The 20185-nt window shown below is 73.2% G+C and carries 20 protein-coding genes; 14 read left to right on the forward strand and 6 right to left on the reverse strand.

The genetic code is table 11. The annotated features are described in order from the left end of the window. The first annotated feature begins 312 nt into the window (after positions 1-312). The 3 genes from trpS to CBZ_RS06425 are packed head-to-tail and all read left to right on the forward strand — an operon-like array spanning position 313 to position 3026. The gene (trpS, locus tag CBZ_RS06415) at positions 313-1398 is read left to right on the forward strand and encodes a tryptophan--tRNA ligase (protein ID WP_246013108.1); all 1086 of its coding nucleotides are present in this window, start codon (positions 313-315) and stop codon (positions 1396-1398) included. Beyond that, positions 1395-1988, forward strand: a complete 594-nt coding sequence (locus tag CBZ_RS06420; RefSeq protein ID WP_130780752.1) for a 2'-5' RNA ligase family protein — start codon at positions 1395-1397, stop codon at positions 1986-1988. Before trpS ends, CBZ_RS06420 begins: the two co-directional genes overlap by 4 nt. A gap of 9 nt (positions 1989-1997) precedes the next feature. After that, positions 1998-3026, forward strand: a complete 1029-nt coding sequence (locus tag CBZ_RS06425) for a YihY/virulence factor BrkB family protein (protein ID WP_130780753.1) — start codon at positions 1998-2000, stop codon at positions 3024-3026. Positions 3027-3031: 5 nt separating this feature from the next. Here CBZ_RS06425 and CBZ_RS06430 read toward each other — a convergent pair whose 3' ends face one another. From CBZ_RS06430 to sdhC, 6 genes are all read right to left on the reverse strand, one after another. Next, positions 3032-3793, reverse strand: coding sequence for a phosphotransferase (locus tag CBZ_RS06430; protein ID WP_246013104.1), 762 nt, complete (start codon positions 3791-3793; stop codon positions 3032-3034). 60 nt (positions 3794-3853) lie between these two features. After that, positions 3854-4027, reverse strand: coding sequence for a hypothetical protein (locus CBZ_RS20785; protein WP_165446679.1), 174 nt, complete (start codon positions 4025-4027; stop codon positions 3854-3856). Between the two features lie 130 nt (positions 4028-4157). Further along, the gene (locus CBZ_RS06435; protein WP_130780755.1) at positions 4158-4919 is read right to left on the reverse strand and encodes a succinate dehydrogenase iron-sulfur subunit; all 762 of its coding nucleotides are present in this window, start codon (positions 4917-4919) and stop codon (positions 4158-4160) included. Further along, complete coding sequence (gene sdhA, locus CBZ_RS06440) at positions 4919-6769, reverse strand: succinate dehydrogenase flavoprotein subunit (RefSeq protein WP_130780756.1); 1851 nt, start codon at positions 6767-6769, stop codon at positions 4919-4921. The genes CBZ_RS06435 and sdhA overlap by 1 nt, the downstream gene beginning before the upstream one ends. A gap of 76 nt (positions 6770-6845) precedes the next feature. After that, entirely contained in the window at positions 6846-7304 is a 459-nt protein-coding gene (gene sdhD / locus CBZ_RS06445) for a succinate dehydrogenase, hydrophobic membrane anchor protein (protein ID WP_130780757.1), read from the reverse strand. Continuing rightward, positions 7304-7696 carry a succinate dehydrogenase, cytochrome b556 subunit gene (gene sdhC / locus CBZ_RS06450; protein WP_130780758.1) on the reverse strand — a complete coding sequence of 131 codons (393 nt, stop codon included), beginning with the start codon at positions 7694-7696 and terminating at the stop codon, positions 7304-7306. The genes sdhD and sdhC overlap by 1 nt, the downstream gene beginning before the upstream one ends. A gap of 204 nt (positions 7697-7900) precedes the next feature. Here sdhC and CBZ_RS06455 point away from each other — a divergent pair, with 204 nt between their 5' ends. The 11 genes from CBZ_RS06455 to deoC all read left to right on the forward strand — a co-directional run bounded on the left by CBZ_RS06455 (position 7901) and on the right by deoC (position 20037). Beyond that, a complete protein-coding gene (locus CBZ_RS06455) occupies positions 7901-9070 on the forward strand; it encodes a mannose-1-phosphate guanylyltransferase (protein ID WP_130780759.1) in 1170 nt (389 codons plus the stop codon). A 24-nt stretch (positions 9071-9094) separates the two neighbouring features. Then, the gene (locus tag CBZ_RS06460) at positions 9095-10351 is read left to right on the forward strand and encodes an amidohydrolase (protein WP_130780760.1); all 1257 of its coding nucleotides are present in this window, start codon (positions 9095-9097) and stop codon (positions 10349-10351) included. A 225-nt stretch (positions 10352-10576) separates the two neighbouring features. Next, positions 10577-11689 carry a BMP family lipoprotein gene (locus tag CBZ_RS06465; RefSeq protein WP_165446680.1) on the forward strand — a complete coding sequence of 371 codons (1113 nt, stop codon included), beginning with the start codon at positions 10577-10579 and terminating at the stop codon, positions 11687-11689. A 120-nt stretch (positions 11690-11809) separates the two neighbouring features. Further along, complete coding sequence (locus CBZ_RS06470) at positions 11810-13432, forward strand: ABC transporter ATP-binding protein (protein WP_130780761.1); 1623 nt, start codon at positions 11810-11812, stop codon at positions 13430-13432. Continuing rightward, positions 13429-14670 carry an ABC transporter permease gene (locus tag CBZ_RS06475; protein ID WP_130780762.1) on the forward strand — a complete coding sequence of 414 codons (1242 nt, stop codon included), beginning with the start codon at positions 13429-13431 and terminating at the stop codon, positions 14668-14670. The genes CBZ_RS06470 and CBZ_RS06475 overlap by 4 nt, the downstream gene beginning before the upstream one ends. A gap of 5 nt (positions 14671-14675) precedes the next feature. Further along, the gene (locus tag CBZ_RS06480) at positions 14676-15965 is read left to right on the forward strand and encodes an ABC transporter permease (protein WP_130780773.1); all 1290 of its coding nucleotides are present in this window, start codon (positions 14676-14678) and stop codon (positions 15963-15965) included. A gap of 10 nt (positions 15966-15975) precedes the next feature. Beyond that, a complete protein-coding gene (locus CBZ_RS06485) occupies positions 15976-16392 on the forward strand; it encodes a cytidine deaminase (RefSeq protein WP_130780763.1) in 417 nt (138 codons plus the stop codon). After that, positions 16389-17687, forward strand: a complete 1299-nt coding sequence (locus CBZ_RS06490) for a thymidine phosphorylase (RefSeq protein ID WP_130780764.1) — start codon at positions 16389-16391, stop codon at positions 17685-17687. The genes CBZ_RS06485 and CBZ_RS06490 overlap by 4 nt, the downstream gene beginning before the upstream one ends. A 134-nt stretch (positions 17688-17821) precedes the next feature. Next, a complete protein-coding gene (locus CBZ_RS06495; RefSeq protein WP_130780765.1) occupies positions 17822-18058 on the forward strand; it encodes a hypothetical protein in 237 nt (78 codons plus the stop codon). Between the two features lie 66 nt (positions 18059-18124). Further along, complete coding sequence (locus CBZ_RS06500; RefSeq protein ID WP_130780766.1) at positions 18125-19345, forward strand: adenosine deaminase; 1221 nt, start codon at positions 18125-18127, stop codon at positions 19343-19345. Continuing rightward, positions 19342-20037, forward strand: coding sequence for a deoxyribose-phosphate aldolase (gene deoC / locus CBZ_RS06505; protein WP_130780767.1), 696 nt, complete (start codon positions 19342-19344; stop codon positions 20035-20037). The genes CBZ_RS06500 and deoC overlap by 4 nt, the downstream gene beginning before the upstream one ends. The last annotated feature ends 148 nt before the right edge of the window (positions 20038-20185 follow it).

Below are 20185 nucleotides of genomic sequence, written 5' to 3' on the forward strand. Positions count from 1 at the left end.
CTGCGCAAGGGCGCGACCGCGGCCGGCACCGCAGCCGGCGCCGCGACGGCCGCCGCTGCCGGTGCGTCGGCGAGCAGGTCGACGGCCACCGCGACGGTGGCCGGCTCGCCCGGCGACCGATGGCGCACCGCACCGTTCGACGACGAAGCCACCTGACGGTCCGCGTCCGCGCGGGTCCGCCCACGGCCGCTCCCGGCCGGGCACCGACGCCCGCCGGACGCACCGCCCGCACCGACGCACGACCCCCGCACACGACGTCGCCGCCCACCGCGGCGAGCGACGGCACCCGACAAGAATGGACTGATGGTCCGGATGGCCCCCCACCGCTCGCGCATCTTCTCCGGGATGCAGCCGACGTCCGACTCCCTCCAGCTCGGCAACTACCTGGGCGCCCTCACGCAGTGGGTCGCGCTGCAGGAGGACCACGACGCGATCTACTGCGTCGTCGACCTGCACGCGCTGACCGTGAACCCCGACCCGGCCGTCCTGCGGGAACGCACGCGCCGCACTGCCGCCCAGTTCCTCGCCGCGGGCGTCGACCCGGCGCGCTCGATCCTTTTCGTCCAGTCGCACGTGCCCGAGCACGCGGAGCTCGCCTGGTTGCTGTCGTGCCAGACGGGCTTCGGCGAGGCCGGCCGGATGACGCAGTTCAAGGACAAGTCGAGCAAGCAGGGGACCGAGGGCACGACGGTCGGCCTGTTCACCTACCCGGTCCTCATGGCGGCGGACATCCTGCTGTACGGCACGGACCTCGTGCCGGTCGGCGAGGACCAGCGCCAGCACCTCGAGCTGTCGCGCGACCTCGCGCAGCGGCTCAACTCGCGGTTCGGCAAGGGCACGGTCGTCGTCCCGGAGCCGCACATCGTCAAGGCCACGGCGAAGATCTACGACCTGCAGGACCCGACGTCGAAGATGAGCAAGTCCGCGGAGAGCCCCAACGGCCTCATCGAGCTGCTCGACGACCTCAAGGTCGTCACGAAGCGCATCAAGTCCGCGGTGACCGACACCGAGCGGGAGATCCGCTTCGACCCGCTCGCCAAGCCGGGGATCTCGAACCTGCTGACGATCTACTCGGCGCTCACGGGCCGGTCGGTCGAGGCGCTCGAGCAGGAGTACGCGGGCAAGGGCTACGGCGACCTGAAGAAGGACCTCGCGGAGGTCGTCGTCGACTTCCTCACGCCCTTCCAGGAGCGCGTGCACGGCTACCTCGCGGACCCCGCGTCGCTCGACGAGGTGCTGGCCGACGGCGCCGACCGGGCCCAGGCGCTCGCGGCCCCGACGCTCGAGCGGCTGTACGACCGGTTCGGGCTGCTGCGGCGACGGCCGGCGACCCGGCGGCTCGCGGCGGACGTCCTGGACGGCGAGGTCGCGGCAGCCCCCGTCGGGACGCCCGCATGAGGTTGCCGGAACGCACCGGCGACCAGCTCCGCATCGGGGTCGCGATCACGGTGCCCGAGCCGTGGAGCACCGCGCTGCGCGAGGCCCGCGCCCGGTACGGCGACCCGCTCGCGGAGTTCATCCCGCCGCACGTGACGCTGCTCGGCCCGACGGTCGTCGAGCCGGGCCTGGTCGCGGAGGTCGACGAGCACCTCGCGCAGGCGGCCGCACGGCACGCGCCGTTCGTGGTGCGGCTGCACGGGACGGCGACGTTCCGGCCGGTCTCCCCGGTCGTGTTCGTGCCCCTCGTCGAGGGTGCCGACGGGTGCGCGGCGCTCGAGCGCAGCGTCAGGACCGGGGTGCTGGACCAGCGTCTGCGGTTCGACTACCACCCGCACGTCACGGTCGCGCACGAGGTCCCCGACGAGCAGCTCGACGCGGCGGCGGCGGGTCTCGCGCGGTTCGAGGCGTCGTTCGTCGTGCGTGAGCTGCACACGTACCTGCACGGCGACGACGGCGTCTGGCGTCCGGTGCGGGACTTCGCGCTGGGCGGCGACGGGGTCGACGTCCCGGCCGACGGCGCGGATGCCGGGGCGGTGCGGCCGACCTAGGGTCGGTGCATGACCGGCGACCCCACGACGGACCCTGCACGTCCGGCGGCCGGTTCGGGGGCGGCGCAGGCCCGGGCGGAGAGCACGGAGCGGGCGTCCGGCCCGGGGCGCGGCGGCGGTGGTGACGACGGGAAGGCGGCGGCGCGGCCGTCGCTCGTGGACCGGGCCAAGGCGCTGCTCGCGTGGTGGCAGCGGACCCGCCCCGCCCGGGCCAACGCGCGGTTCGGCGCGGCCGGCGGCGGGCTGCTGTCGGGCGGCATCGCGTACGCGGCGCTGTTCTCGGTGTTCGCCGGGCTGACGATCGGCTACACGATCTTCATGGCGGTGCTCGGCGACGACGAGCAGCTGCGTCAGCAGGTCCTCGACGCGATCGACGAGTCGCTGCCCGGCCTCATCGACACGGGCGACAACAACGGGCTCGTCGACCCCGACACGCTCGTCCTGAGCCCCGCGCTCACGGTCGCCGGGGTCGTCGCGGTCGTCGTCCTGGTCCTCAGCGCGATCTCGGCGACCGCGGCGCTGCGCACGGGCGTGCGGGCGATGTTCGGGCGTGTGGGCGGCGGCAACGCCGTCCTGTCGAAGCTGCGCGAGCTCGGCGGGTTCGTCGGGATCGCGATCGCGGTGCTGGTGTCGGCCGTCCTGACGACGGGCGCGACGGCGGCCGCGGAGTGGCTCACGGGGCTCGTCGGGTGGCAGGGCGCGTCCGGGACGGCGGCTGCGGTCGCCGTGTCGTTCGTGGTGGATGCCGGGATGTTCATGCTCGTCGTGTGGTTCCTCGCCGACGCGCGGCCCGCGTGGAAGGACCTGCTCGGCGGTGCGCTCATCGCCGCGGCGGGGTTCGGCGTCGTGCGGCTGCTCGGGACGTCGGTCGTCGCGGGCAGCGCGTCGCGCAACCCGCTGCTCGCGTCGTTCGCGGTCATCGTCACGCTGCTCGTGTGGGTCAACCTGCTGGCCCGGATCATGCTGCTCGCGGCCGCGTGGACCGCCGACCCGCCGCAGGAGCAGACGGAGGACGTGGAGTCCCCGGTCGGCGCCTGACCCGGTCAGCCGGGCAGCAGCGCGCGGATCGCGGGCGCGTGCGCCAGCAGCGTGACGACCCGCGCACGGGTCGCCGCCGGCTCGCCGATCTCGCCGAGCCGCAGCATGCCGGGGTCGCCGCGGCGCTGCCCCTCCTCGATGCGGTCGGACGCGTCCGTCATCCGCACGGTCACGTGGTCGAGGATCTCGCCCGGGCCGACGTCGCCGTACGCCTCCGCCATGACCGTCAGGCCGTGCGCCGCCAGCGCCGGGTCGCCGTCCGGGAAGAGGAGCGGCGCGTTCCACGCGAAGATCGCGAGGTCGTCGACCGGGCGCCCCGGGCCGGCGACGTCCCAGTCGAACACTCCGGCCAGGTCGTCGCCGTCGAACGCCAGGTTGTACATCGCCGAGTCGTGGTGGCACACGATCTCGCCCGGCTCGAGCGCACGCTCGACGAAGCGCCACCGGCGGCTGTCGCGCGGGAAGCCGGCGACGACGTCGTGGTAACGCCGCAGCCAGCGCATCGCCGAGCGCACCTGCGCGTCCGTGAGCGGCTCGACGCCGATCGGCACGACCCGTCCGGGCAGGTAGGTGAGGACCTCGCGGCCCCGGTCGTCGACGCCCAGCACCCGGGGAACGTGCGGCAGGTCGGTCGTCGCGAGGAAGTCGAGCAGCTCGTGCACCGCGGGCGTCCACGGGCCGGTCGGGCGGCGGACGGTGTCGCCGACGCGCACGGCGCCACCGACGTTGCCGCCCTCGAGCGGGATCTCCTGGTCGGTGTGCGGCACGCCCGCCACCGTAGGCGGCGCGGCGACGACGGGGAAGCCGATTCCCGCGCTACGGGCCGGTCAGCGGTCCTCGCGCTCCGGCACCGGGATGCCGCGCCGCTCGAGCTCCTCGACGACCGTCCGGGGGACGGCCCGGCACCCGCACGCCGCGGCGTGCTCCAGGTGCCACGCGATGCGGGCGTCCATGGGCGCCCCCTGACCGAGCACGTGCGCGTCGTGCCATCCGGCGTCCATCCCGTCAGCCAAGCACCGTGTGCGCGGGCGGTCGAGGGACCTTCGTCGGACGCGAGCATCGGGCCGGGACGAACCGAGGCCGCCCCCGGACGACGGGGACGGCCTCGGATGCGGAGAGGGCGAGGGGGCGTCAGAAGGCGCGCGTGATCATCGCGCGCTTGACCTCCTGGATCGCCTTGGTGACCTCGATGCCGCGCGGGCACGCCTCGGTGCAGTTGAAGGTCGTGCGGCACCGCCACACGCCCTCCTTGTCGTTGAGGATCTCCAGGCGCTGCGCGCCGCCCTCGTCGCGGCTGTCGAAGATGAACCGGTGCGCGTTGACGATCGCGGCGGGACCGAAGTACTGGCCGTCGGTCCAGAACACCGGGCAGGACGACGTGCACGCGGCGCACAGGATGCACTTGGTGGTGTCGTCGAACCGCTCGCGCTGCTCGGCGGACTGCCGGCGCTCCTTGGTCGGCTCGGTGCCGGTGGTGATGAGGAACGGCATGATCTCGCGGTAGGACGCGAAGAACGGCTCCATGTCGACGACGAGGTCCTTGACGACCGGCAGGCCCTTGATGGGCTCGACCGTGATCGGCTTGGACGGGTCGAGGTCCTTGAGCAGCGTCTTGCAGGCGAGGCGGTTGCGGCCGTTGATGCGCATCGCGTCGGACCCGCACACGCCGTGCGCGCACGAGCGGCGGAACGTCAGCGAGCCGTCCTGCTCCCACTTGACCTTGTGCAGCGCGTCGAGCACGCGGTCGGTGCCGTGGGCCTGCACACGGAACTCGTCCCAGTGCGCGACGGGCGTCGAGCCGTCGTCGCCGGGCAGGTAGCGCATGACCTTGAGCGTGACCTCGAACGAGGGCACGGCCCCGACCTCGGGGGTGGCGTCGAGCGTGGCAGTCATCAGTACTTGCGCTCCATCGGCTGGTAGCGGGTGACGGTGACGGGCTTGGACCCGAGCACGAGCTGGTAGTCGTCGAACACCGTGGTGTGGGCGAAGGAGCCCTCGTGGTCGCCGTCGGTGTCGCCGCCCCACATGCGGTGGCCCTCGGCGGGCAGCGGCCGGCGGTAGGCCATCGTGTGCTTCATGAAGCCGGCGTCGTCGCGGTCCGGGAAGTCCTCCCGGAAGTGGCCGCCGCGCGACTCCTTGCGGTTGAGTGCCCCGACGACGACGGTCTCGGCGATGTCGAGCAGGAAGCCGAGCTCGACCGCCTCGAGCAGGTCGGTGTTGAACGTGCGGCTCTTGTCCTGGACGCTCACCGACGCGAACCGCTTGCGCAGGTCCTTGAGGTCCGCGAGGGCCTGCTGGAGCGACTCGTCGGTGCGGAACACCTGGGCGTTCGCGTCCATCGTCTCCTGCAGCGCGCGACGGATGTCGGCCACGCGCTCGCCGTCCGCGCGGGTGCGGATCTCCTCGAGCTCGGCCTGCACGCGGACCGCGGGATCCTCGGGCAGCTCGACCCAGGCGGCTCCGGCGGCGTAGCCCGCGGCGGAGATGCCGGCGCGCTTGCCGAACACGTTGATGTCGAGCAGGGAGTTCGTGCCGAGGCGGTTGGAGCCGTGCACGGACACGCACGCGACCTCGCCGGCGGCGTACAGGCCGCGGATGACGTCGGTGGAGTTGCGCAGCACCTCGCCCGCGATGTTCGTCGGGACGCCGCCCATCGCGTAGTGCGCGGTCGGGTACACCGGGACGGGCTCGGTGTACGGCTCGACGCCCAGGTAGGTGCGCGCGAACTCGGTGATGTCGGGGAGCTTCGCGTCGATGTGCGCGGGCTCGAGGTGCGTGAGGTCGAGCAGCACGTAGTCCTTGTTGGGACCGGCGCCGCGACCCTCGCGCACCTCGTTGGCCATGGACCGGGCGACGATGTCGCGCGGTGCGAGGTCCTTGATCGTGGGGGCGTACCGCTCCATGAACCGCTCGCCCTGCGAGTTGCGCAGGATGCCGCCCTCGCCGCGTGCGGCCTCCGAGAGCAGGATGCCGAGGCCCGCGAGGCCCGTCGGGTGGAACTGGAAGAACTCCATGTCCTCCAGCGGGATGCCGCGGCGGTACGCCAGCGCCATGCCGTCACCGGTGAGGGTGTGCGCGTTCGACGTCGTCTTGAAGATCTTGCCCGCGCCGCCGGTCGCGAGGACCACGGACTTGGCCTGGAAGACGTGGATCTCCCCGGTCGCGAGCTCGTAGGCGACGACGCCGGAGACGTTGACCTCCTCGCCCTCGGGCACGTGGCCCGCGGCGAGGTCGTGGTCGACGAGCAGGTCCAGCACGTAGAACTCGTTGAAGAACTCGACCTCGTTCTTCACGCACTGCTGGTACAGCGTCTGCAGGATCATGTGGCCCGTGCGGTCCGCGGCGTAGCAGGACCGGCGCACGGCCGCCTCGCCGTGGTTGCGGGTGTGGCCGCCGAAGCGGCGCTGGTCGATCTTGCCCTCGGGCGTCCGGTTGAACGGCAGGCCCATCTTCTCCAGGTCGAGGACGGCCTCGATGGCCTCCTTCGCCATGACCTCCGCGGCGTCCTGGTCGACGAGGTAGTCGCCGCCCTTGACGGTGTCGAAGGTGTGCCACTCCCAGTTGTCCTCCTCGACGTTGGCGAGCGCGGCGCACATGCCGCCCTGCGCCGCGCCCGTGTGGGAGCGCGTCGGGTAGAGCTTGGAGATGACGGCGGTGCGGACGCGCGTCGACGACTCGAGGGCCGCGCGCATGCCGGCGCCGCCCGCGCCGACGATGACGACGTCGTACTGGTGGGTCTGCATCGAGGTCGATGCCTTCCTGGTGGCTGGCCTGCTGGCGAGAGCTGCTGGCGGGTGGGGGGGTGGTCCGACGTCGACGTCAGGCCGTGCAGAACGAGGGGAGGAGGTCGGCCGGGCTGCCGCTCGGGCACGGGTCGAACGTGAAGATCACGAGCGTGCCGAGGACGACGACCACGACGAACGCGAGGTAGAGCAGGCCCTTGAGGACCAGGCGCGTCGTGTCCTTCTCCGCGTAGTCGTTGACGATCGTGCGCACGCCGTTGGTGCCGTGGATCATCGCGAGCCACAGCATGAGCAGGTCCCAGACCTGCCAGAACGGCGACGCCCACTTGCCGGCGACGAACCCGAAGTCGATGGCCTTGACGCCCTCACCGGCGACGAGGTTGACGAACAGGTGCCCGAAGATCAGCACGACGAGGATCACGCCGGACGCCCGCATGAACACCCAGCCGTACAGCTCGGTGTTGCCGCGCGTGGTGCGGCGGCCGGGGCCCGGGCGCGGGGGACGCGGGGCCTTCGGGTCCGCGATGAGCGTCATCACTCGCCTCCGAAGACGTGCATGAGGTGCCGCGGCAGGAAGCCCGCCATCGTCACGACGGACAGGCCGAGGACGACCCACAGCATCACGCGCTGGTACTTCGGGCCCTTGGCCCAGAAGTCGACGAGGATGATCCGCAGGCCGTTGAACGCGTGGAACACGATGGCCGCGACCAGCCCCGCCTCGCCGAGGCCCATGATCGGGTTCTTGTACGTCCCGATCACGTCGTTGTAGGCCTCGGGCGACACCCGCACGAGGGCGGTGTCGAGCACGTGCACGAGGAGGAAGAAGAAGATCGCGACGCCGGTCACGCGGTGCGCGACCCACGACCACATGCCTTCGCGCCCTCGGTAGAGCGTTCCAGCCGGCGCTTTGGCAGGCGCTGCGGGCACTGGGGGGCCTCCTGCGAGTGAGGGTTGAGCCGGTCGAGCCGCGGCAGGGACGTCGGCGACCCTGCCGGAGTCTGTCGGTCTCACTGTATAGACACGGGTCGGCGCGACCTGGTCCGCATGGGCCGTTGGTCCCGCCCAGGGGCCTGTTTGTGAGCAACTCCACACGCGGCCTGGGGTCGTGCGGCCGCCGCTAGCCTGGTCGCCATGCCCAGCGAGCCGACCGTGCCGACCGTGCCGACGCCCGACGCCGACGTCCCCGCGACCGGCCCGATCCCGGGCTTCCACGCGGTCGTCCCGGCGGGCGGTGCGGGGACGCGCCTGTGGCCGCTGTCGCGGTCCGGCCACCCCAAGTTCCTGCACGACCTCACGGGGTCGGGGCGGACGCTGCTGCAGGCCACCGTCGACCGCCTGGTCCCGCTGGCCGGGCCCGAGGGCGTGCTCGTCGTCACGGGGCACCGCCACGCGGCCGCGGTCGCGGAGCAGGTGCCCGCGCTGCTCGCGGACGCGGCCGGTGCGGAGCGGCTGCTCGCCGAGCCGTCGCCGCGCGACTCGATGGCCGCGATCGGTCTCGCGGCCGCGGTGCTCCTGGAGCGCCACGGCGACGACGTCGTCCTCGGGTCGTTCGCCGCGGACCAGGTCATCGACGGCACTGCGGAGTTCGAGCGGGCCGTGCGCGAGGGCGTCGCGGGGGCCCGTGCGGGGTACGTCGTCACGGTCGGGATCCGCGCGACCGGCCCGTCGACCGCGTTCGGCTACGTCCGGTCGGGGGAGCCGCTGGGTCTGCCCGGCGCCCCGACCGTGCACCACGCCCTCGGCTTCACGGAGAAGCCCGACGAGGAGACCGCCGCCGCGTACCTCGCGACGGGCGAGTACCGCTGGAACGCGGGCATGTTCATCGTGCGCGCCCGCGTGCTGCTCGACCACCTCGCCGCGCAGCTGCCCGCGCTCGCCGAGGGCCTGCGGACCCTGGCGGCCGCGTGGGACGGCCCGGACCGGGCGACCGTGCTCGCGGACGTCTGGCCGACGCTGACCAAGATCGCGATCGACCACGCCATCGCCGAGCCCGTCGCGGCCGCCGGCGGCGTCGCGGTGGTGCCGGGCGACTTCGCGTGGGACGACATCGGCGACTTCGCGTCGCTCGGCGGCCTGCTCGCGAGCCCGACGCTCGGCGACGACGCGCTCGTGCTGCGCGTCGGTGCGCCCGACGCGCTCGTCGTGCCGGGCGGTGGTCGCACCGTGAGCGTCGTCGGGGTGCCCGGGGTCGTCGTCGTCGACACGGCCGACGCGGTGCTCGTCACGACGCGTGCGCACGCGCAGTCCGTCAAGGCGGCGGTCGACGGCTGGCGCGAGCGTGGTCGCGACGACCTGCTCTGACGTCCCCGGGCTAAGGTCGAGGGCGTGCCCGACACGTCCACCTCCGTCCCCGTGCTCGTCCCCGCCCTCGACGTCCCGCAGCGGTCGACCGACCCCGAGGTGACGCGCCTGGTGGCGCACCTGGACGGGCTGCGCGACGAGCTCGTCGAGATCCGTCGCGACCTGCACGCCCACCCCGAGCTGGGGCGGACCGAGGAGCGCACGACCCGGGTCGTCGCGCAGCGGCTGCGGGCCGCGGGCCTCGAGCCCGTGCTGCTGCCCGGGTCGGGGCTGGTCTGCGACATCGGGCCGTCGCACGCGCGGTCGGGGCGCCGGCGCATCGCGCTGCGGGCCGACCTGGACGCCCTGCCGGTGCACGACTCGTGCGGCCTGCCGTGGGTGTCGACCGTGCGGGGCGTGGCGCACGCGTGCGGGCACGACGTGCACACGACGGCCGTGCTGGGCGCGGGGCTCGCGCTCGCGGGCCTCGACGCGTCCGACGGCCTCACGACGGGCGTGCGGCTCGTCTTCCAGCCCGCCGAGGAGGTCCAGCCCGGCGGCGCGATCGACGTCGTCAACGCGGGTGGCCTCGACGGCGTCGGCCAGATCTTCGCGATCCACTGCGACCCGAAGGTCGACGTCGGCCAGGTCGGGACGCGCATCGGGCCGATCACGTCGGCGAGCGACGAGGTCCAGGTGGTGCTCACCGGGCCGGGCGGGCACACGTCGCGCCCGCACCTCACGGGCGACCTGGTGTTCGCGCTGGGGCAGGTCATCACGCAGGTGCCCGCGATCCTGGGCCGTCGGCTCGACCCCCGCTCGGGGGTCAACCTCACGTGGGGCGAGGTGCAGGCGGGGTCCGCCCACAACGCGATCCCGGCGTCGGGCACGGTGCGCGGCACGCTGCGCTGCCTGGACGTGCGCGCGTGGGAGAAGGCGTCGGACGTGTTCCACGCGGCCGTCGAGCAGGTCGTCGCGCCCCTGGGCCTGGAGGCCGAGGTGCGCCACCACCGCGGGGTCCCGCCGGTGGAGAACGAGGAGCGGTCGACGGGCGTGCTGGAGGCGGCGGCGCGCGACGTCCTCGGGCCGCAGGCCGTGCTGCTGACCGAGCAGTCGCTGGGCGGCGAGGACTTCGCCTGGTACCTGACGAAGGTGCCGGGGGCGATGGCGCGGCTCGGCACGCGGACGCCGGGCGGCCGGACGTACGACATCCACCAGGGCGACCTCCGGGTCGACGAGCGTGCCGTCGAGGCCGGGGCGCTCCTGCTGGCGCGTGCGGCCCTGCTCGCGGGGCGCGCCTGAGACGTCGTCCCATGTCCGACTCGACCGTCTCGAATGACGGTACGACCCGTCCGTCACCTGGGCGGACATTCCAACTAGGTAACGGAACCTCGGCGGATACCGCCTGGTAACAAGGTCGTCACCTGCGGCTCACTACTGTCCGAACCATCGACGCCGGGCAGGACGACCGTCCCGGCGACGGCCACCTGCCGTCCGGGCGGTCGGCTGAGAGACCAGGAGATTCGCGTGAAGAAGATCATCCGTGTGGCTGCGCTCGGTGGCGCGGTCGCCCTCGCCCTCGCGGCTTGCGGCAGCGCCCCCGAGGAGACGAACGAGACGTCCGGCGGCGACGAGACGTCGGCGACCGTCGACTTCACCGCCTGCATGGTGTCCGACGAGGGCGGCTTCGACGACGCCTCGTTCAACGAGTCCGGCTTCAAGGGCCTCGAGCAGGCCGAGAGCGAGCTCGGCATCACGATCAAGACGGCCGAGTCCACGGACCCCGGCCAGTACACGACCAACGTCGACTCGATGGTGCAGCAGGGCTGCAACCTCATCATCGGCGTCGGCTTCGCCCTCGAGGACGCCGTCCAGGCGGGCGCCGAGGCGAACCCCGACATCGAGTTCGCGCTCGTCGACTCGGCCTTCTCCGACGCGGACTTCAACCCGGTCACGCTCGACAACGCCAAGCCCCTGCTGTTCAACACGCAGGAGGCCGCGTACCTCGCCGGCTACCTCGCCGCGGGCATCTCCGAGACCCACAAGCTCGCGACGTTCGGCGGCCAGCCGTTCCCGTCCGTGACGATCTTCATGGACGGCTTCGTGGACGGCGCCGCCGCCTACGCCGAGGAGTCCGGTGTCGCGACGACCGTCGTCGGCTGGGACAAGGAGGCGCAGAACGGCTCGATGATCGGGAACTTCTCCGACACCGAGGCCGGCCGCACCACCTCCGAGCAGTTCATCGCCGACGGTGCCGACGTCATCCTCCCCGTCGCGGGCCCGGTCGGCTCCGGCGCGCTCAACGCCGCCAGCCAGGCCGAGAGCACCGCGGTCATCTGGGTCGACTCGGACGGCTACCTGCAGCCCGCGAACGAGCAGTACAAGGGCCTCATCCTCACGTCCGTCATGAAGCAGATCCAGACGGCCGTGTTCGACACGATCAAGTCGTCGGTCGACGGCGAGTTCACGGCCGACCCGTACGTCGGCACGCTCGCCAACGGCGGCGTCGACATCGCGCCGTACCACGACTGGGAGGCGAACGTCCCGGCCGAGCTCTCCGCCAAGATCGACGAGCTCCGCCAGGCAATCATCGACGGCGACCTCGTCGTCGAGTCGCCCTCGGCGAACGCGGTCTCCTGACCACTGCCTGACCAGCGCACCGGTGGCCTGGGGCGACGCGCCCCGGGCCACCGGTGCGTCGGCGGCGCGGTGGTCCTACTGTCGGCTCACGGGCACGTGGGGAAAGGCGGGCACGAGGCGATGAGGCTCGAGCTGCAGGGCATCACGAAGCGGTTCGGATCGCTCGTGGCGAACGACGGCATCGATCTGACGTTCGAGCCAGGGCAGATCCACGCCCTGCTCGGCGAGAACGGCGCAGGCAAGTCGACGATGATGAACGTCCTGTACGGGCTGTACCAGCCCGACGCGGGGCAGATCGTCGTCGACGGGCAGCCGCGCACGTTCGCCGGACCGGGTGACGCGATGGCCGCGGGCATCGGCATGGTGCACCAGCACTTCATGCTCATCCCGGTCTTCACCGTCGCGGAGAACGTCGTCCTCGGGCACGAGCCCGTCGTCGGCGGCTCCCTCATCGACCTCGCCGAGGCGCGCCGCCGCGTCAAGGCCATCTCCGACCGCTTCGGGTTCGCCGTCGACCCCGACGCGCTCGTCGAGGACCTCCCCGTGGGCGTGCAGCAGCGGGTCGAGATCATCAAGGCGCTCTCGCGCGACGCGCAGGTCCTCATCCTCGACGAGCCGACCGCGGTGCTGACGCCGCAGGAGACCGACGAGCTCATCGGGATCATGCGCCAGCTCAAGGACGCGGGCACCTCCATCGTCTTCATCACGCACAAGCTGCGTGAGGTCCGCGCCGTCGCGGACACCATCAGCGTCATCCGCCGCGGCAAGGTCGTCGGCACCGCCAGCCCCGAGTCGTCCGAGGTCGAGCTCGCCTCCCTCATGGTGGGCCGGTCGGTGAGCCTCGCGGTCGAGAAGCCCGCCGCGGAGCCCGGCGAGGCGACGTTCCAGGTCCGCGACCTCACGGTGCTCGACGTGCACGGCAACGCGGTCGTCGACGGCGTCTCGTTCGACGTGCACCGCGGCGAGATCCTCGCGATCGCCGGTGTCCAGGGCAACGGCCAGACCGAGCTCACCGAGACGATCCTCGGCCTCGACACCCCGACCGCCGGCCAGCTGCTGCTCGACGGCGTCGACCTGGGCGGCAAGAAGGTCCACGAGGTCATCGAGGCGGGCGTCGGGTTCGTGCCCGAGGACCGCAGCTCCGACGGTCTCATCGCGTCGTTCTCCATCGCGGAGAACCTCATCCTCGACATGCACCGCTCGGCGCCCTTCGCGCGCGCCGGGTCGCTCAGCCCCGCGCGGGTCGCCGAGAACGCCGCGCACCGCGTCGACGAGTTCGACATCCGGGTGCGCTCCGTGCAGGACGCGGTCAGCACGCTGTCGGGCGGCAACCAGCAGAAGGTCGTCCTCGCGCGCGAGATGTCGCGGCCGCTGCGGCTGTTCGTCGCGTCGCAGCCGACCCGTGGCCTCGACGTCGGGTCGATCGAGTTCGTGCACAAGCGGATCGTCGCCGAACGGGACAACGGCACCCCGGTCGTCATCGTCTCGACCGAGCTCGACGAGGTGCTCGCGCTCGCCGACCGCATCGCCGTCATGTACCGCGGCAAGATCATCGGCATCGTCGAGGGCGGCCAGACGGCCGACCGGGACGTGCTCGGCCTCATGATGGCCGGCGTCCCGCTCGAGCAGGCCCGCGAGCAGGCGGCCGGGCACCACACCGCCCTCGCCGCCGCCGACGCCGTCGCGCAGGCCGAGGAGGGCGCCGGACCGGCGCCCACGACCGACGAGGAGGGCACGGCGTGAGCGCCACCGTCCAGGACGCGCCGGCACCGGCGCCCGCGCCCGAGCGCAAGCCCGAGCCCGACCGCCCGAGCTACCTGCAGCAGGTGCTCGACTCGACGACCACGACGGTCGTCGTCGCGATCCTCATCGCGCTCGGCCTCGCGGCCGTCCTCGTCGTCGCCGCCGACGCCGCGTCGCAGGACGCCCTCAGCTACGTCTTCGCGCGCCCCGCCGACTTCTTCGAGGCCGCGTGGAACGCGATCTACGAGACGTACTCGGCGCTGTTCCGCGGAGCGATCTTCGACTACCAGGCCGAGGGCGCCCGACGGATCCGGCCCATCACCGAGACGATGGTCTCGTCCGTGCCGCTCATCCTCGCCGGTCTCGGCCTGGGCATCGGGTTCCGGTCGGGCCTGTTCAACATCGGCGCCCAGGGGCAGGTGCTCGTCGGCGCCGCCGCAGCCGCCTACCTCGGCTTCACGCTCGACCTGCCGGTCGTCGCGCACGTCGTCGTCGCGTGCCTCGGTGCGGTCGTCGCCGGTGGGATCTGGGCCGGCATCGCGGGCTTCCTCAAGGCGCGCACGGGGGCGAGCGAGGTGATCGTCACGATCATGCTCAACTCGATCGCGCTATACCTCGTGTCGTACCTGCTGACGACGGCCGTCCTGCGCCAGCCCGGCTCGACGCGGCCCATCACGCCGCCCGTCGGCGAGAACGCGATGATGCCGCTGCTGCTCGGCTCGCAGTTCCGCCTGCACGCCGGGTTCCTGGTCGCGCTCCTCGCGGCCGTCGGCGTCTGGTGGCTCATGGAGCGCTCGACGCTCGGCTTCCGGTTCCGGGCCGTCGGCGCGAACCAGGACGCCGCCCGCACCGCCGGCATCAACGTCCAGCGGGTCTTCGTCAGCGTCATGCTCGTCGCGGGTGGCCTCGCGGGCCTCGGCGGCGCGATGCAGATCCTCGGCACCGACCGCACGTTCCAGGCGGGCAGCGCCGGGTCGATCGGCTTCGACGCGATCACCGTCGCGCTGCTCGGCCGGTCGAGGCCGCTCGGCACGGTCCTCGCGGCCCTGCTGTTCGGCGCACTGCGCGCGGGCTCGCCCCTCATGCAGACCGCCGCCGGGACGCCCATCGACCTGGTGCTCGTCATCCAGGCCGTCATCGTCCTCCTCATCGCGGCCCCGCCGCTGGTCCGCGAGCTGTCGGTCATCCACTGGGCCGCCACGCTCTTCGGCTACGACAGGAAGAAGGCCGCGGCGTGAGCACGATGACCGCCCCCGACAAGCCCGAGTCGCTCGTGCCCGAGCCCACGACGCTCGTGCAGGCGAAGGTCCGCTGGCACGGGCCCGTGACCGCGATCGTGCTGGCCGTGCTGAGCCTCGTGTTCTTCGGGCTCCTCACGGCTGCCGGTGCGACCACGACGTTCCGCGTCGCCACCGGCGGCGACGCCATCAAGATCGACGACATCGTCGTGCCGTCGCGGCTCACGGCGTCGATCCTGTCGGTCGGCGCGCTCGTCATCGCCGTGCTCGCGCTGCTGCGCTCGCGCCGCCGCCGTCCGGTGCCCGCGTGGATGTGGGTCGTCTACGGCGTCCTGATCTTCCTCGCGCTGCTCGTGTGGGTCATGGCGGGCAACGACAACGCGCTGCCGCTGACGCTGCTGCTCACCAACGCGCTCGGCCTGTCCGTGCCGCTGGTGTTCGGCGCCCTCGCGGGCCTGCTCTGCGAGCGGTCCGGCGTCATCAACATCGCGATCGAGGGCCAGCTGCTCGCGGGCGCGTTCCTCGCGGTCGTCGTCGCGTCCGTCACGGGCAACGCCTACGTCGGGCTCATCGCCGCGCCGCTCGCGGGCGCGCTCGTCGGCGCGTGCCTCGCGCTGTTCGCGGTCCGCTACTGGGTCGACCAGATCATCGTCGGCGTCGTGCTCAACGTGCTCGTCATCGGCCTGACGAACTACCTGTTCTCGACGGTCCTGACGGCCAACCCGCAGACGCTCAACTCGCCGCCGCGCCTGCCGACCATCGCGGTGCCGCTCCTGGCCGACATCCCGGTCGTCGGTCCCGTGCTCTTCGCGCACCCGCTCACCGTCTACCTCATGTACATCGCGGTCGCGGTGCTCCAGGTCATGGTGTTCCGGTCCCGCTGGGGCCTGCGGATGCGGTCCGTCGGCGAGCACCCCAAGGCCGCCGACACCGTCGGCATCAAGGTCAACCGGACGCGCGTGCGCTCGACGATCCTCGGCTCCGCCATCGCGGGCCTCGGTGGTGCGGCGCTCGTCTCCGCGGGCCTCGCGTTCACCAAGGAGCTCACGTCCGGCAAGGGGTACATCGCACTCGCCGCGATGATCCTCGGCCGGTGGAGCCCCACCGGCGCGCTCGCCGCGTCCCTGTTCTTCGGGCTCGCCGACGCCCTGCGCCGCGTGCTCAACAACCTGGGGTCTCCGATCCCGAGCGACATCCTCGCGATGCTGCCGTACCTGGCGACGATCTTCGCCGTCGCCGGGCTCGTCGGCCGGGTGCGGCCGCCGGCCGCCGAGGGCGTCCCGTACAAGAAGTGAGGCTCCACCCGTGACCGACCCCACCGACGGCCCGACCGTCGACTGGGACGCCCTGCGCGCCGCCGCTACCGAGGCCATGCACCGCGCGTACGTCCCGTACTCGAAGTTCCCCGTCGGCGTCGCCGCGCTCGTGGACGACGGCCGTGTCGTCGTCGGCTGCAACGTCGAGAACGCGTCGTACGGCCTGACGCTGTGCGCCGAGTGCGCGCTCGTGTCCGGCCTGCACGTGTCGGGCGGCGGGCGGCTCGTCGCGTTCACGTGCGTCGACGGGCACGGCAACGTGCTCATGCCGTGCGGCCGCTGCCGCCAGCTGCTGTGGGAGCACGGCGGTGCACGCCTGCTCGTGGAGACGGTCTCGGGGATCAAGCCGATGACCGAGGTGCTGCCGGACGCGTTCGGCCCTGCTGACCTGGAGGACCGGGCATGACCGTGTCAGAGCCGTTCGACGCCGTCGACGTCATCGTCGCCAAGCGGGACGGGCACCGCCTGTCCGACGCCCAGATCGACTGGGTGGTCGACGCCTACACGCGGGGCGTCGTGGCCGACGAGCAGATGTCGGCCCTCGCGATGGCGATCCTCCTCAACGGGATGGACCGCGCGGAGATCGCCCGCTGGACCGCCGCGATGATCGCGAGCGGCGAGCGGCTCGACTTCTCGTCGCTGTCCCGCCCCACCGCCGACAAGCACTCGACGGGCGGAGTCGGCGACAAGATCACGCTGCCGCTCGCGCCGCTGGTCGCGGTCTTCGACGTCGCCGTGCCGCAGCTCTCGGGCCGCGGCCTCGGCCACACGGGCGGCACGCTCGACAAGCTCGAGTCGATCCCCGGGTGGCGCGCGGCGCTGTCCAACGAGGAGACGATGCGCCAGCTCGAGGACGTCGGCGCCGTCATCTGCCAGGCCGGCTCGGGCCTCGCGCCCGCCGACCGCAAGCTCTACGCGCTGCGCGACGTCACCGGCACGGTCGAGGCGATCCCGCTCATCGCGAGCTCGATCATGAGCAAGAAGATCGCCGAGGGCACGGGTGCGCTGGTGCTCGACGTCAAGGTCGGCTCCGGGGCGTTCATGAAGGACGAGGCCCGGGCGCGCGAGCTCGCGCAGACGATGGTCGCGCTCGGCACCGATGCGGGCGTCACGACGGTCGCGCTGCTCACCGACATGTCGACGCCCCTCGGCCTCACCGCCGGCAACGCGCTCGAGGTCCGCGAGTCGGTCGAGGTCCTCGCGGGCGGCGGCCCGTCCGACGTCGTCGAGCTCACGGTCGCACTGGCCCGCGAGATGCTCGACGCCGCGGGCCGTCCCGACGCCGACCCGGCCGCGGCCCTCGCCGACGGCCGCGCGATGGACGCGTGGCGGCGCATGATCGCCGCGCAGGGCGGCGACCCGGACGCGACGCTGCCCGTCGCCCGGGAGACCGAGCAGGTCGTCGCGGAGAGCGACGGCGTCGTGCAGACCGTCGACGCGTACGCCGTGGGTATCGCCGCGTGGCGCCTCGGCGCGGGCCGGGCCCGCAAGGAGGACCCGGTGCAGGCCGGTGCGGGCGTCGAGCTGCACGTGCGGCCCGGCGACACGGTCCGGGCGGGCCAGCCGCTGCTCACGCTGCACACCGACACCCCCGAGCGGTTCGGTCGGGCCCGCGAGGCGCTCGACGGCGGCCTCGTCGTGGCTCCGGCCGGGACGTCGGTCGCGCCGCGGCGGCTCGTGCTGGACCGCATCGAGGCCTGAGCTCCGGGGCACAGACGCAGGGGAGGGGCTCGCCGCGCCGCGACCGCGTGGCGTCGGCGACCCCACCGGAGCACGATGGACGGTGCGACCGAGCGGTCACGACCGGCCCACCACCGGCACGACGAGGAGGAGCCATGAGCACCGTCCCCGGGCACGACGCATGGCGGGACGCGGGACTGGAGCCCGTGGCCCCCGAGACGCCCCTGCGCCTCACCGACGACCCCGCCGACGCCACCGACGAGCTCGACCCGGAGGAGTACCAGCCGGGCTTCGCGCGCGCCGACCGCGAGGGCCGGGCCGACGAGGCGGACGTCGTCGAGCAGGACACCGAGGTGCCGTCGGGCGACGACGAGCCCGGTGCGGACACGTGAGCCGGGGGCTTCCGTGGGGCCGTCCCGCGGACGGCCGACCTGCGACGACACCGGTACGGTGAGCGCATGACGTCCCCCTCCGCCCCCGCCGCGCCCCCCGAGCCCGAGCCGGGCGGCGACGTCGCCGACGCCGACCGGCCCACGCCGGACGAGCCCGCCGACGGCGGCAGGGACGAGCGCACCGACGACCACACGACCGCGTCGCTGGTCGCTCTCGTGCCGGGCCTGCCGAAGGTGCTGCTGCACGACCACCTCGACGGCGGCCTGCGCCCGGCGACGATCGTCGAGCTCGCCGCCGAGGCCGGTCACGAGCTCCCCACGACCGACCCCGAGGAGCTCGGGCGCTGGTTCGTCGAGGCCGCCAGCTCGGGCAGCCTCGAGCGGTACCTCGAGACGTTCGAGCACACCGTCGCGGTCATGCAGACGCCGGACGCGCTGCGCCGGGTCGCCCGCGAGGCGGTCCTCGACCTCGCCGCCGACGGCGTCGTGCTGGCCGAGTCCCGGTACGCGCCCGAGCAGCACCTGCGCGAGGGCCTGACGCTGCAGCAGGTCGTCGACGCGGTCCAGGAGGGCTTCGCCGAGGGCGTCGCCGAGGCCGCGGCGCAGGGCCGCACGATCCGCGTCGGCACCCTCATCACCGCGATGCGGCACGCGGACCGCGCCGACGAGATCGCGGCGCTCGCGCTCGCGAACCGCGACGACGGCGTCGTCGGGTTCGACATCGCCGGAGCCGAGGAGGGCTTCCCGCCGTCGCGGCACGCCGCGGCGTTCCGGACCCTCGCCGAGGCGCACTTCCCGGCGACCGTGCACGCGGGCGAGGGGTCGGGCCTGGAGTCCGTCGCCGAGGCCGTGCACCTCGCCCGGGCGTGCCGCCTCGGGCACGGCGTGCGGCTCGCCGACGACGTCACGACCGACGACCTCGGCGACCGGCTCGGCCTGCTCGCGCAGTGGGTGCGCGACCGGCGGATCCCGCTCGAGCTGTGCCCGTCGTCGAACCTGCAGACGGGGGCCGCGGCGTCGATCGCCGAGCACCCCGTGACCCGGCTCAAGCGCCTCGGGTTCAAGGTCACCGTCAACACCGACAACAGGTTGCAGTCCGGCACGACGCTGTCCCGCGAGCTCTCGTTGCTCGTGCAGGAAGCGGGCTGGACCCTCGACGACCTCCAGGACGTGGCCGTCACCGCGGCCGCCTACGCGTTCGCCCACCACGACGAGCGCGACATGATCATCGACACCGTGATCCGGCCGGCCTACGCGGCCGCCCGGGGAGGAAGGCACCGCGCATGACCGCGACACACGACACCCCGCACGACGCCGCCGGGCTGGCCCGGTACGTCGACCACACGCTGCTCAAGCCGGAGGCGACGGTCGCCGACGTGCAGGCCCTCGTCGAGGAGGCGGCCCGGCTCGGCGTCTACTCGGTGTGCGTGTCGCCGTCGTTCCTGCCGCTGGACACGTCCGCCGCGCCCGGCCTGCACGTCGCGACGGTGTGCGGCTTCCCGTCCGGCAAGCACCACAGCGACGTCAAGGCCGCCGAGGCGGCGCGCTCGGTGCGTGACGGCGCCGACGAGGTCGACATGGTCATCGACGTCGGCGCGGCCCGCGAGGGCCGGTACGACGCGGTCGAGGCGGACATCGCCGCGGTCCGCGCCGCGACGCCCGGCGACGTCGTCCTCAAGGTCATCATCGAGTCGGCCGCCCTGACCGACGAGCAGGTCGTCGCGGTGTGCGAGGCGGCCGAGCGCGCCGGCGCGGACTTCGTCAAGACGTCGACGGGCTTCCACCCGGCGGGCGGCGCGACCGTGCACGCGGTCGAGCTCATGGCTCGCACCGTCGGCGGCCGGCTCGGCGTGAAGGCGTCGGGCGGCATCCGCACGACGGCCGACGCCGTCGCGATGGTCCAGGCGGGCGCGACCCGGCTCGGGCTGTCCGGCACGGCCGCGGTCCTCGCGGGCCTCGAGGCCGACGCGGGGTACTGACCGCACGGACGGGCCCGCGTCCGCCGTCGTGCGGTGCGCGGGCCCGCCGCTGTCGGACGCCCGTCCGGTTCGTCCGGGGCGATTCACCCGGATGCGGGACGCGCGGCGATTGACGCAGGCGGTAGCACCGGACGACAGTGGGGCAGCC

This window comes from Cellulomonas biazotea (assembly GCF_004306155.1).
Taxonomy (GTDB): Bacteria; Actinomycetota; Actinomycetes; order Actinomycetales; family Cellulomonadaceae; genus Cellulomonas; species Cellulomonas biazotea.